This window comes from Streptococcus sp. KHUD_017 (assembly GCF_054861245.1).
The window spans coordinates 351,221-363,014 of sequence record NZ_CM142175.1; the positions used below are offsets into that span (position 1 = coordinate 351,221).

Here is an 11,794-nt window from a genome sequence, read left to right on the forward strand (position 1 = left end):
ATAATTTGTCTAACTACGACTATACTTTCATTGTAATCTTATTTGAAAATAAAGTCAAGGATTTTTGTAAGTTTTTTAGCAAAAATTTTTTCAATAGTGATGTATAACTAGTACTGGTTGATTTCACTAGTTAGGGCAAATTTCTGAGATATCTGACTCGTATTTTTTTATTTGATAAAAAAATTTGCCCTATTTAAATGAAATTATTTAAAAATAGATAAAATTTAATTGATAATTGAACGTAAAAAAGTCCTTGTTTATAACTATTTGCGACACTTTATTTTAACAGTTAGCCAAACCAGGCTTGAAAAAAGCTCGTAAAGCATCACAATTTAGTAAACGTTAAAACTTATTTAAACTTATTGAAAGCATTTCGTATCAAAAATACGGGATGCTTTTTCTGTTCACCCCAAATTTTTGTAACTAGGTGATACTTGAAATTAATACAAATTTGGTTGTTTTTGATAAATCTAAGCAACACTAAATGATGAAGTGAAAGGGGATGAATCTTTGATAGTATTCATTTATTGTGAAATATGATATATTTATTAATTAGATGGATGAATACTTCTAGAGTTAAATATAGCATAATAGGGACAGACTTTTTGGTTTATTTTTGTTTGTAGTCGGATTATGAAAGAATATCCAATATTATGCGATAAGATAGAATGTTACAAAAAAGAAAGGGGATGCAATCCGATGAAGAAAGACAGATTAATTGTATTGACAGATGCTGTTCTAGCAATTATTATGACCATCTTGATTTTAGAGTTAGAAAAACCAACAACACCAAGTCTTGAAGCTTTTTGGGATTTACGGCAAAATTTCTTTGCTTGTTTTCTTTCCTTTTTCTGGTTGGGATCGTTATGGATGGCACTAAACACATTATGGGAAAAGGTTGAGAAAATTTCCTCAGAAATTATTTGGTGGAATTTGTTTCTACTCTTGGAGCGGCAGGAGTTCTCTTTGGAGAATTTCATGCCATCCAAGATACCAGTCTGAATGATGTGGTGGACCGGATCTATATAAATGTCAAGGATTTACCGTTTCAGTCCTTGGGAGCTTTAGCTAATATCCTGTCTGATGTTAAGAAGGGACTGATTCAAGACAGTCATATCTGGTCTTTCTTCCAGTCATTTTTCAAACAATATCAGTTGATAATCAGCTTAAATCAGATCTATCAGTTTGTCTATCTTTCTCTGATGGAGATCATGTCCTATCTTCACTTTGATTATTGGAAAAAACGGCTCGGTCAGGAGCTAGTATGAATAAGGAGAACAAATGAGACGTTTAAAAATGTTATGGCATATTATACAGGTTACGGGTTTTACTCGGTTTGCTCTGAGTTTTGTGACCTTTGTTTTTGGGTCAGGAGGCGTGCTTTTCCTAGTTGAACCTGCTATCACAAATTACGGAGACGGTCTTTGGTATGCTTTTGTGACTTCGACGACTGTCGGCTACGGGGATCTCCTAGCTGTGACCTTGATTGGAAGGATTACCAGTGTCTTCTTGACGATTTATGGGCTCATATTTTTTGGCTGTTTATCAGCTGTTATTATTAATTATTATACCGATTTAAATAAGGAAAGAGGAGAGGACAAATGACTGCCAATTATTCAACACGGGAATACCGTGAGAAATTATACGATGACCTTCATGTTCGATTGAGAGATACAGCGATTTTGATGTGTGCAATTTTTATTGCCTCTATCGGTCTAAATATGAATTCAACAGCTGTTATTATTGGAGCCATGTTAATTTCACCTCTCATGACACCGATTGTTGGACTGGGATTCGGTTTAGCTATTTTTGATACGCGTTTAATCAAGCAATCTCTAGAGGTTTTATTGACTCAAGTGTTGGTCAGTTTGCTTGTCTCGACTCTGTATTTCTCCCTTGTCTTATGCAAGTAGCGAGTTGATCGCACGAACCTCTCCAACCATTTGGGATGTTCTCATTGCTATTGCTGGTGGGATTGCTGGTGTGATCGGTTCAAGGAAAAAAGAAGCAAACAATATCGTGCCAGGAGTAGCCATTGCTACAGCTTTGATGCCGCCTATCTGTACTGCTGGCTATGGTTTAGCTAATGGGAATGTACGATTTTTATTGGGGGCTCTCTATCTTTTCTTGATCAACTGTGTCTTTATCATGCTAGCCAACATTGTTGGAACAAGAATTTTGATGAGAAAATCTCCTTTAACTTCATTTAAAGAGCTGAGCATTAAAATGAGAATTGGCTTGATTTCTTTGATTGTATTGTTGATTCTTCCAGCTAGCTATTCGGCAGTTACTCTGACAATAGAACAAGCGCGCAAAGAAGGGATCAAACAGTTTGTAGGAAAAGAGTTCGCCAATTATACGGTTATTAATCAAGTCTACAAGTCAAGTAACAATGAATTGGTCTTGACGGTTGTTGGAGATCCGATTTCAGAAGAAGAATTAGAAACACTCCACCAAAAACAAGCCTCTTACGGTATTCAATCTGTTCAATTGAAAGTGAATCAAGTTCAGAACTCGCCAACATTAGATAGTGAAGCGACCAAGGAATTTTATGAAAACATTGACAAGTATATTGATCAAAAACTCTCTGAAAAAGATTCACAAAACGATCTCGTAAAAGAAAATGAAGCAGACAAGGATTGAGGACAATGAACTGAATCGGTTTTTACGCCGTGTTTTTCTTGTATCTTCCTCTTTCTTACTTATAGCAGGTTGTTTTTGCTTGAATAAGAAATAAATTAGAAGTTCTATCATCTAAGAAAAATGATGAAAAAAATCATTTAACTAATGGTGTGAACGTTTAGTGTTTATCAGCTCCATTCTCTGTAATTTTGGGGGTAAAATCCACACCATTTAGATAAAAATAGTTGAATTTGATTGGAAAAACGCTTTTATAAAAGCGGAGAAAAGTCTTGATATTACGCTGTTTTTAGTCCAACTGAAATTCATACTTTCCAAACCAGGCTTGAAAAAGGCCCGTAAAGCATCACAATTTAGTAAACGTTAATTCGTTACTGGACAGCAGAATACAAACGAAAACACTTTGCATCTTGCAAGGTGTTTTTTTCTATGAGAACTGGCGGTGCGCAATTAGGATAGCTCTAGCGACTTTAGTCGCATAGAGATATGCTATGCACAGTTGCCTCAAGAAAACAATGCTTCTTGGTCCACCCTGTTAGACAAGCTTCAAAACCAAGGAATCCAACAGATTTCTCTTGTAGTTACAGATGGCTTTAAGGGGCTTGAGCAGATTATCAGTCAGGCTCACCCATTAGCTAAACAACAATGTTGCTTAATTCATATTAGTCGAAATCTAGCTAGTAAAGTGAAACGAGCAGATAGAGCGGTTATTCTGGGGCAATTTATAATGATTTATCGTGCTGAAAATTTAGAAATGGCAGGACAAGCTTTAGAGGACTTTCTCGCCGAATGGAAACCAAAGTATAGGAAAGTCATGGAAAGTCTGGAGAAGACGGATAATCTTTTAACTTTTTATCAGTTTCCCTACCAGATTTGGCACAGCATGTATTCGACAAACCTCATTGAGTCTCTTAACAAAGAAATCAAACATCAAACGAAAAAGAAGGTTCTTTTTCCTAATGAGGAGGCTCTGGAACGTTACTTAGTTACGTTGTTTGAAGATTATAATTTCAAGCAAAGTCAACGAATCCATAAAGGGTTTGGTCAATGTTCTGATACACTTGAAAGCTTATTTAATTAACACTCCGTAACTCTACTTAAGTGTTTACACATAATTATTGACAGTATCAAAAAATAAAGTATATTGTTTTCATCATAATATAATTAAATATCAGTATAGAGAATTTTATCTATATATCAGATATCAGCAATTGCTTTTGCTGTCATTTTTCGCTACAATAGTTACAAGGAGGAAATAAACATGTTAAAAGAAGTATTAAACGTCGCAAAAGTTGCGAAAAAATCATCTCTCTTCTTAGGAGGGGTAGCATTTGGGACGCTTGGCTTGAAAGTCTTAGCAAGTAAAGAAGCTAAGAAAGGCTATTCTAAGGCCTTGGCTAAAGCTTACAAATTGAAAGATGGACTGGATGCATCTGTTTCTGTTGTAAAACAACACGGTGATGATGTTTTACAAGACGCTAAATATTTATACGAACAGGAAAAGAAAGAAGAACAATTAGATAGCCTGACAGGTGAATAATATGTCTTTTAAAGTGCTACACAGAGGATATCAACATATCCGATTATCGTCCTCGTTTTCACTGACCTTGGATATTCAAGATTATCTTCGTTCCTTGGCTAAAGATGAAAAAGGGATCGACTCTATTCAGTTTTATATGGATCAGCAGCACTTTACTCTACGTATGAAAGAAGGCTTCTCTGTATTAGAAAATGCAGAGGCCTTTTTAAAAAAAATTGACAAGGGGAAAGTTTCGGACTTGATGACTCTTCCCATTCGTAGAGAAGAGAGTGCTTATTCAATTGTATCGGGTGCAGCGATTAAGCGTTTGCTGTTTCGAAGTTTTGTACCCTACCCTATTCGTTATATTTGGACTTGTTATCAGGCTTTGGGTTATGTCAAAGAAGCCTATCAAACTTTAGCGCGCAAGGAACTAACCATGGAGGTCTTGGACTGTTCGGCCATTTTGTTGTCCTTGTTTATGAACCAATCCAAGACAGCTAGCAACATCATGTTTATGCTTGATTTGGGTAATCATCTGGATCAGTGGTCTTTAAAAAAAACAGCAACAGATTTGGAACAAAGCCTTCTTGCTAAAGAAAGTGATGTTTTCTTAGTGCGGGGAGACATGGTCATCAGCATCAAGAGTTCTGATGTTCAAGTAGGTGATGTATTAGTTGTCTCCCAAGGTAATGAAATCTTGTTTGACGGCCAAGTGGTTTCAGGATTAGGCATGGTCAATGAGAGTTCCTTGACTGGAGAGAGCTTCCCTGTTGAAAAGAAAGAGGGAGATTCTGTATGTGCGAATACTGTTTTGGAAACAGGAGAGTTAAGAATTCGTGTGACTGATAATCAGATAAACAGTCGTATTTTGCAACTCATCAATCTGATGAAAAAATCTGAAGAGAGTAAGAAGACAAAACAACGTCATTTTATTAGGATGGCAGACAAGGTTGTAAAATATAACTTCTTAGGTGCTGGTTTGACTTATCTGTTAACAGGTTCGTTTTCAAAAGCCATTTCCTTTTTATTGGTGGATTTTTCATGTGCTCTAAAAATATCCACACCTGTAGCCTACCTTACGGCCATAAAGGAAGGTCTAAATCGAGAAATGGTTATTAAAGATGGTGATGTATTAGAAAAATATCTGGAAGTGGATACTTTCTTGTTTGATAAAACGGGTACCATCACGACGAGTTATCCTTTGGTTGAAAAGGTTCTTCCTTTCGGAGATTATACTGAGAAAGATATTTTAAGAATAAGTGCATGTTTGGAGGAACATATCTATCATCCTATTGCCAATGCAATTGTTAAACAAGCTGAAATTGAAGGCATTGAACACGAAGAAATGCATGGCAAGCTTCAGTATGTTGCAAGCAAAGGGATTAAATCGCAAATTGATGGTCAATCGGTTGTCATTGGAAATTATGTACTAATGCAAGACGAACAGGTAAGAATTAGTTCTGAGCAGCTGGCCTTGATTGAGCAATATAAGACTCATTACAATTTATTGTTTTTGGCTTATAAGAAAGAATTAATTGGGATGTTTTGTATCCACACTCCCTTGAGAAGCGAGGCGAAAGTTGCATTGAAAAAGCTAAAGCGCCAAGGGAAAAAACTGATTCTGGCAACTGGTGATACGTTGGCTAGAACAGAAGAGTTGGTTAAAGATCTGCCATTTGACAACGTTTATACTGATTTAAAACCAGATGGTAAGTTTCAGTTGGTTCAGGAATTACAGAAAGCTGGCCGAACTATTTTGATGGTTGGAGACGGGTTAAACGACTCTGCTGCCTTGACGCTTGCAGATATTGGGGTTGTGATGAATGAAAGTGCTGATATTTCTAAGCAGATGAGTGATATTTTATTATTAGATAATCGTTTAGATTTCTTCGAGGAATTGAATTCTTTATCTGAATCGTTGCAGAAATTAATTCAAAGAAATATTCAAGAAACAGTTGTAATAAATGGAAGTTTAATTGGATTTGGGTTGTTAAATTGGTTAAGCCCATCTAATCTTTCGATATTGCACAATCTGACTACTTTAAGAATCGTCCTTCGTAGTCTTTCTATTAAAAGTAGGTAAGAGACCGAGAAGCTGAGGTTATAAAAACTAAAAGGAGTTGTCTCATTTGAGAATAACGGCTCTTTGTCAACTGTAGTGGGTTGGTGGAAAATTATACCCTGGAGAGGACCAAATTGGTTCTCTCCTTTTAAATATTGAAAAAACCATTGGCAGTGGACATACTTTAAGACTGTATATTTCTGAAACTAGTTTCACAATACAAATATTGACATGCAATTATTAATTGGTGGATTTTAAGTTGACATCTACAAAGTTTAATGTTAAAATACATTCAAAAATATATTTGAATGAGGTGTTTTATGATTCAAAATGTTGTTACTTCAATAATCCTATATTCTGGGACAGCCGTAGACTTACTTATTATCCTAATGTTATTTTTTGCCAAAAGAAAAAGCAGAAAAGACATCATTAACATCTATTTAGGACAATTTCTAGGCTCTGTTAGTCTAATATTGCTAAGTTTACTTTTTGCATTTGTCTTAAATTATATTCCTAGTAAAGAGATTTTAGGTTTGCTCGGTTTGATTCCAATTTTCCTAGGACTCAAAGTTTTGCTTTTAGGAGATTCTGATGGAGAAGCTATTGCAAAAGATGGTTTGCGCAAAGATGATAAAAACCTGATTTTTCTAGTCGCTATGATTACTTTTGCAAGTTGTGGTGCTGACAATATTGGTGTTTTTGTCCCATATTTTATTACCTTAAATTTAGCGAATTTGATAGTGGCTTTACTTACTTTTCTAGTCATGATTTATCTCCTGGTTTTTTCTGCCCAAAAATTGGCACAAGTCCCTTCTGTTGGAGAAACTTTGGAAAAATATAGCAGATGGTTTATTGCCGTTGTTTATTTAGGATTGGGGATGTATATCCTGATTGAAAACAACAGCTTTGACATGCTAAGGACTGTGTTCGGTTAGGAGAAAAAATTATGAAAAAAGATAGTATATGCCAAGTGAATATTATAAATCAACAAAATGTTACAACCGCAACGAACTACCTTGAAAAGGAAAGAGTCCAAAAATCACTTCGTATTTTATCAAAGTTTACCGATAATAAACAGATAAATATCATCTTTTATCTTCTTGCTGTTGAAGAACTCTGTGTCTGTGATATAGCCTGTTTACTAAATCTCAGTATGGCATCTGCCTCCCACCATCTTCGTAAACTAGCCAATCAAAACATCTTGGATACTAGAAGAGAGGGGAAAATTATATATTATTTTATAAAAGATGAGGAAATCAAAGACTTTTTTAATCAACTAGGATAACAACTATTTTTACTACTTTTCCATGATTATAGGGAGATTATATATGAAATTTTTTGATGAAAATTACTCACAAGAAATACCTACTCGTATTAAATGTTTAAGAAAAAAGTATAATTTAAAGCAAAGCGACCTAGGTAATGCAGGTCAAGTTAGCCAAGTTGAAAAGGGAGGAATTTGAAAGAATTTGTATCTTTTATTTTTTGTTTCATTTATGCCCTATGCTACTGGAATCGTTAGTAGTCATTTCATGAATCATACGGCACAGCTCTTTTATGGACTGATCGTTATTGTTTCAACGGTAGCAAACTGGTTTTTACATAAAGTAATTGATAAACCCAATATAGATCAGAAAGAATTACTTGAAGCTACCGCACAATATAGGAAGTTATTGATACCTGACCTAATAATTAAAGGAGTGGGATTGATTCTGTCCTTAATTCTCTATCCTCCGATTATGATGTATAGTGTTTTAATTGCGGCATTTTACATCATAACTTTAAAAACACTATCCGAAAAAAGAGTGAATAACTAAAAAACGGTGACCAAAGTTAGGTGTATTATTTTAATGCTTAGAGACCTAAACTATTCCCTATTTTAAAAATATTGATTCAGATTTTATGAAATTAAAAAGTAGATATTGTTCAGAAAATCCTTGATATTACGCTGTTTTTAGTCCAACTGAAATCCATACTTTCCAAACCAGGTCTTAAGAAAGCTCGTAAAGCTTCACAATTTAGTAAACGTTAATTCGAAAGAATTACGATACTTACAAAGAGCACCTTTCGGGGTGTTCTTTTTTATGCTTCCATACTAAATTGGTGCAATTGACACAGTTGTTGCGACTTTAGTCGCTTACAAATGTGGCTGCAACCTGACAAAGTCAGTTGCCTCAAAACTTTAATCAATACGATTATATCAACGTTTCAAAACACTTCATGGTTCACACCATGGGGTGTTTTTTTGATGATTACAGAAATTTGACTTCACTGCTCGCCACTATTGACATAGATTGCTTAGAAATTTTTATATTCATGATATAATATACTTAGATTCCACTATATAGGAGGAAAGAGATGAAAAAACGTACTTTACTTTGGCTGGTTTTAGTCCTTGTAGTATTTGGAGGAGGCGCATGGATGGCACAAGAAACAAATTTATTCCTAAGCCCACGGGCTAAGCAGTTGGCTTATCTAAAGGAACATGAAGAGGAAATGGCGAACTTCGTTAAATCTTGGAATTCAAAAGTTGAGAGTGTCCAGTTTGATTGGGATAGTATGAAGGTTGGTCAGATAGGAAATGGAACTCCTCAAGGCGGAGGTTATATGATGACAGTGAACGGTAGAATCAATAATAATAAGGATACTCAATTTACATTAGGTTTTCCACTAAAACGTAATTTAAATGAAATCCCTGAGAAACTTGTTATTATTCAAATGCAGCCTATAAGGATTTTACGCGATGGTGGGTGGTTCTTATATGAGTAATAGTAACTTAAAAACTTTTGATAATTTTTATGCAGATTTAGCACAAGCTGCCTACACTTTTCGACCAAGTAATTTTCCACCACAAAATAATTCGGGAGAATTCAGAGAATTTGATTTCTCAAATGATGTATATATGTTGGATGAGGATGGTAATGTAAAAGAAATCACTCCCGGAGGCAAACATCTTCCTCATGGTGGTAAAGTTTACTTGCAACCGGATCCTGAGTTGCGAGATACTTATAAAGTCACATCGACACCAGTTCCGGATACGAATGGGATGAGGCAAGATACTCACCACAAGCGCTATCAAAAAGGATTGTTAACTGATGATGAAGCTGGTTTTAGTGCCTACTACTTAACGGATACGCCTACCTTAGGGTCAGATACTACGAAAACCTATATGACCATCCGTGGAAGTGATGCTATCAGTATGGAGAATTGGAATGACTGGGTTGACAATGATGCGAAGTTTGCCCTTAACCATATCCATATACCGCAAGCCAAGTTAGCGACGGTAGGTATGAAAGCTAAAATCGCAGAGATGCATGAAAAAGCTCCGCTTGCTACGATGGACATCACAGCTCACTCCCTAGGAACCATTGTCTCTGCGCAAGGGATCGCTGGACTCACTGATGAAGAACTGAAGAAAATCGGCAAAGTTGTTCTCTTTGACGGTCCAGATACGACAAAGAGCTTAAAGAAAATGGGCCTCAGTGATGAGAAAATCCAAAAGATTAGCGAAAAAATCGAGTACTATGTCAATCCTTTCGATATCGTGGGCATGCTCAATCGTGAGCACACCATTACCAAATTACCTGGGGATTCCGATGAACCCCTCAAAAAACCAGTCGGTAAAGTCAATGTCCTTGTCCCCTTGCACTATACCCAGATTTCTGATCCGGAAAGTTCCCATGACTTTGGTGTTTTCCAATCGGATGGAGAGGGGAACTTATTAACTGCTTCAGAGGACTTTCACCCAGAATTGCTCAGGGCAGGTGAAAAGCTAGCTCGGTTGATTGCGACATCTTTGGATTCTCTCAGGGCTTTAGGAGTTGACGAAAATGTAGCAACTAATGTTTTAAATTCCATTATGAGAGGTGAGTTTAAAATAAAGGCAGCTATTGGTTATGCCGTTTACGAGAATTTTACAACTGAATATAGTAAAATCGTCGAAGAAGCCCGTCAGGAATCTATAAAGTGGGATCGTGAGGCTATTCCTCGTTATCAGGAACAACTGAGAAACGGCAATCTTTCAGGAAATCAAAGAATCTTGGTTCGAGCTCAACTGCTTCAGACAGCAGCCCAATTGGCGAATTTTGATATGGAAGATAAAGTTAAAAATGTGAAAACCTTACTTTTAGATGCTAAGGAAGATATTCAAAACATGGTAAAAGAAACAAGACAGACAGCGTTTGACATGGTTGGATACTTGTCAAGTTCAGAAGTTACGAATCTACTTTCTGGATTTGATACTGCAAATTTTTGGGATCAAGGCGTTGCGAATGATACGGAGACAGCAGCAACATCCTTCCTGACACAAATTGAGCAACTGGGGGAAAGCTTGGTTAAAGCTAGTGGCACCTTTAAGACCATAGATACAGATAGTGCTGAGGATTTTAATAATCTATTGGCGGATGTAAAACAAACATGGAGGGGGAAAAATGTTAGTCCTAACGGATGAGGATACTTTAATTACAAGAGAGCAACTCGACAGAGGCTTCAAAGAAAGAATGAAAGAACAAGAGCGGCAAGCAGTCAGGGCCTTGGTAACTGCAAAAGAGTTGTCAATCCTTGCTAAAGGAGCTGAGTTAGCTAAAGAGTTGCAAGAAGCAGCTACAGATATGAAAGAGTATGCTTCTAAGACCTATGTGAACAATATTAAGGGTGGATTTGAGGGGAAAGCGGCAGATGCAGCCGAAACTTACTTGACGCAGACCTTGCAAACACCTACTTTACAAAGTCCAATCAAAAACTAGGAGAAAACTCGTCATGGATAAAAAGGAACTTCAGGAACTAGAGGATGAGCATAATCGTAAATTGCGAGGCTTAGAGCGTTTGGAGATGGATTTAGATGACTATTATCACAAATTTAGCAGGGAAACAGATATGCTCCTAGAGGAACTTTCCAATGCTTGTAAAGATAATAATTTTGCTGAAATCCAACCTTATATTTACGAAATAGAGAACAATTTGGACAGTTATCATCAAGAATATAAGAATCATATTGAGGATGTATTAGAGGCTCGATATCGGGAGAATAAAAACTATTGCAAACAAATGGAAGAAAGAAAAGTCTAAAATAGTTTGTAATAAAATAAGTTGGTTTCTATAGTTTTTAGTTAGAAACAAAAAGTAAGTATGCAAAGAAAAACTGTCAATCGATAGTTTTTTTCGTTTGTGCCAAAATAATTAAAATAAAACAGTATAAAAATGAATAAATGCTTGCAACCGTCAGCATTTATTGATATAATAAACCTATAAAACTAATTTAAAGGAGTTCCACATGGCTTTAATTCAATTAACAACAGAAGAACTACGTACTTCTGCTCAGAAATACACTAATGGTGCTGAGGAAGTGAGACAAGTGCTTCGTACATTGAGTCAAGAACAAGATACTATTCGCGACAACTGGAAAGGTTCTGCTTTTGAGAGTTTTGATCAACAATTTACAGAATTGTCTCCAAAAATTGAGGAGTTTGCTGCTTTGCTCGATGAAATTAATGCACAGTTGAATAAAGTTGCTGAAATTGTTGAACAAAATGACCAGGATCTTGCAGCACAAATTCATTAATTTGTTATAA

Annotated in this window: 14 protein-coding genes and 2 pseudogenes; all 16 read left to right on the top strand. The window is 35.9% G+C overall.

Annotated elements, in window-relative coordinates:
• Positions 1 to 699: 699 nt before the first annotated feature.
• The 16 genes and pseudogenes from ACVAMZ_RS01685 (at position 700) to ACVAMZ_RS01760 (ending at position 11,784) form a co-directional block, all read left to right on the top strand.
• Complete coding sequence (locus ACVAMZ_RS01685; RefSeq protein ID WP_004240734.1) at positions 700 to 1,002, top strand: TMEM175 family protein; 303 nt, start codon at positions 700 to 702, stop codon at positions 1,000 to 1,002.
• A complete protein-coding gene (locus tag ACVAMZ_RS01690; RefSeq protein WP_000397556.1) occupies positions 927 to 1,268 on the top strand; it encodes a hypothetical protein in 342 nt (113 codons plus the stop codon). Before ACVAMZ_RS01685 ends, ACVAMZ_RS01690 begins: the two co-directional genes overlap by 76 nt.
• Before the next feature lie 13 nt (positions 1,269 to 1,281).
• The gene (locus ACVAMZ_RS01695) at positions 1,282 to 1,605 is read left to right on the top strand and encodes a potassium channel family protein (RefSeq protein ID WP_001253404.1); all 324 of its coding nucleotides are present in this window, start codon (positions 1,282 to 1,284) and stop codon (positions 1,603 to 1,605) included.
• Positions 1,602 to 2,643 (top strand): annotated as a pseudogene (locus ACVAMZ_RS01700) (DUF389 domain-containing protein). The gene ACVAMZ_RS01695 and the pseudogene ACVAMZ_RS01700 overlap by 4 nt, the downstream one beginning before the upstream one ends.
• 487 nt (positions 2,644 to 3,130) lie before the next feature.
• Positions 3,131 to 3,721: pseudogene (locus ACVAMZ_RS01705) on the top strand (IS256 family transposase); the annotation flags it as partial.
• A 180-nt stretch (positions 3,722 to 3,901) separates the two neighbouring features.
• A complete protein-coding gene (locus tag ACVAMZ_RS01710) occupies positions 3,902 to 4,180 on the top strand; it encodes a DUF6110 family protein (RefSeq protein ID WP_002893755.1) in 279 nt (92 codons plus the stop codon).
• A gap of 1 nt (position 4,181) precedes the next feature.
• Positions 4,182 to 6,245, top strand: a complete 2,064-nt coding sequence (locus ACVAMZ_RS01715; protein ID WP_002893754.1) for a heavy metal translocating P-type ATPase — start codon at positions 4,182 to 4,184, stop codon at positions 6,243 to 6,245.
• A 299-nt stretch (positions 6,246 to 6,544) separates the two neighbouring features.
• Positions 6,545 to 7,159, top strand: a complete 615-nt coding sequence (locus tag ACVAMZ_RS01720) for a CadD family cadmium resistance transporter (protein WP_084972499.1) — start codon at positions 6,545 to 6,547, stop codon at positions 7,157 to 7,159.
• Between the two features lie 11 nt (positions 7,160 to 7,170).
• A complete protein-coding gene (gene cadX, locus ACVAMZ_RS01725) occupies positions 7,171 to 7,509 on the top strand; it encodes a Cd(II)/Zn(II)-sensing metalloregulatory transcriptional regulator CadX (RefSeq protein ID WP_461684850.1) in 339 nt (112 codons plus the stop codon).
• 43 nt (positions 7,510 to 7,552) lie between these two features.
• A complete protein-coding gene (locus ACVAMZ_RS01730; RefSeq protein ID WP_002889641.1) occupies positions 7,553 to 7,687 on the top strand; it encodes a hypothetical protein in 135 nt (44 codons plus the stop codon).
• 69 nt (positions 7,688 to 7,756) lie between these two features.
• On the top strand, positions 7,757 to 8,041 hold the full coding sequence (locus tag ACVAMZ_RS01735) for a hypothetical protein (RefSeq protein WP_014334291.1): 285 nt from the start codon (positions 7,757 to 7,759) through the stop codon (positions 8,039 to 8,041).
• Positions 8,042 to 8,582: 541 nt separating this feature from the next.
• A complete protein-coding gene (locus tag ACVAMZ_RS01740; protein WP_461684851.1) occupies positions 8,583 to 8,993 on the top strand; it encodes a hypothetical protein in 411 nt (136 codons plus the stop codon).
• Positions 8,986 to 10,674: a DUF2974 domain-containing protein gene (locus ACVAMZ_RS01745; RefSeq protein ID WP_461684852.1), complete on the top strand. Its 1,689-nt coding sequence runs from the start codon at positions 8,986 to 8,988 to the stop codon at positions 10,672 to 10,674. Before ACVAMZ_RS01740 ends, ACVAMZ_RS01745 begins: the two co-directional genes overlap by 8 nt.
• Positions 10,655 to 10,969 carry a hypothetical protein gene (locus ACVAMZ_RS01750; protein WP_461684853.1) on the top strand — a complete coding sequence of 105 codons (315 nt, stop codon included), beginning with the start codon at positions 10,655 to 10,657 and terminating at the stop codon, positions 10,967 to 10,969. Before ACVAMZ_RS01745 ends, ACVAMZ_RS01750 begins: the two co-directional genes overlap by 20 nt.
• 13 nt (positions 10,970 to 10,982) lie before the next feature.
• Entirely contained in the window at positions 10,983 to 11,291 is a 309-nt protein-coding gene (locus tag ACVAMZ_RS01755) for a hypothetical protein (RefSeq protein ID WP_461684854.1), read from the top strand.
• A 205-nt stretch (positions 11,292 to 11,496) separates the two neighbouring features.
• Positions 11,497 to 11,784 (top strand): WXG100 family type VII secretion target, encoded by a 288-nt coding sequence (locus tag ACVAMZ_RS01760; RefSeq protein WP_461684855.1) that lies wholly within the window; start codon positions 11,497 to 11,499, stop codon positions 11,782 to 11,784.
• Positions 11,785 to 11,794: the final 10 nt, after the last annotated feature.

What these genes read in the sequence shown, in the direction of transcription:
- ACVAMZ_RS01685 (WP_004240734.1), top strand. Translation starts at nt 700, where the DNA reads ATGAAGAAAGACAGATTAATTGTATTGACAGATGCTGTTCTAGCAATT.
- ACVAMZ_RS01695 (WP_001253404.1), top strand. Translation starts at nt 1,282, where the DNA reads ATGAGACGTTTAAAAATGTTATGGCATATTATACAGGTTACGGGTTTT.
- ACVAMZ_RS01710 (WP_002893755.1), top strand. Translation starts at nt 3,902, where the DNA reads ATGTTAAAAGAAGTATTAAACGTCGCAAAAGTTGCGAAAAAATCATCT.
- ACVAMZ_RS01715 (WP_002893754.1), top strand. Translation starts at nt 4,182, where the DNA reads ATGTCTTTTAAAGTGCTACACAGAGGATATCAACATATCCGATTATCG.
- ACVAMZ_RS01720 (WP_084972499.1), top strand. Translation starts at nt 6,545, where the DNA reads ATGATTCAAAATGTTGTTACTTCAATAATCCTATATTCTGGGACAGCC.
- cadX (WP_461684850.1), top strand. Translation starts at nt 7,171, where the DNA reads ATGAAAAAAGATAGTATATGCCAAGTGAATATTATAAATCAACAAAAT.
- ACVAMZ_RS01730 (WP_002889641.1), top strand. Translation starts at nt 7,553, where the DNA reads ATGAAATTTTTTGATGAAAATTACTCACAAGAAATACCTACTCGTATT.
- ACVAMZ_RS01735 (WP_014334291.1), top strand. Translation starts at nt 7,757, where the DNA reads ATGAATCATACGGCACAGCTCTTTTATGGACTGATCGTTATTGTTTCA.
- ACVAMZ_RS01740 (WP_461684851.1), top strand. Translation starts at nt 8,583, where the DNA reads ATGAAAAAACGTACTTTACTTTGGCTGGTTTTAGTCCTTGTAGTATTT.
- ACVAMZ_RS01745 (WP_461684852.1), top strand. Translation starts at nt 8,986, where the DNA reads ATGAGTAATAGTAACTTAAAAACTTTTGATAATTTTTATGCAGATTTA.
- ACVAMZ_RS01750 (WP_461684853.1), top strand. Translation starts at nt 10,655, where the DNA reads ATGTTAGTCCTAACGGATGAGGATACTTTAATTACAAGAGAGCAACTC.
- ACVAMZ_RS01755 (WP_461684854.1), top strand. Translation starts at nt 10,983, where the DNA reads ATGGATAAAAAGGAACTTCAGGAACTAGAGGATGAGCATAATCGTAAA.
- ACVAMZ_RS01760 (WP_461684855.1), top strand. Translation starts at nt 11,497, where the DNA reads ATGGCTTTAATTCAATTAACAACAGAAGAACTACGTACTTCTGCTCAG.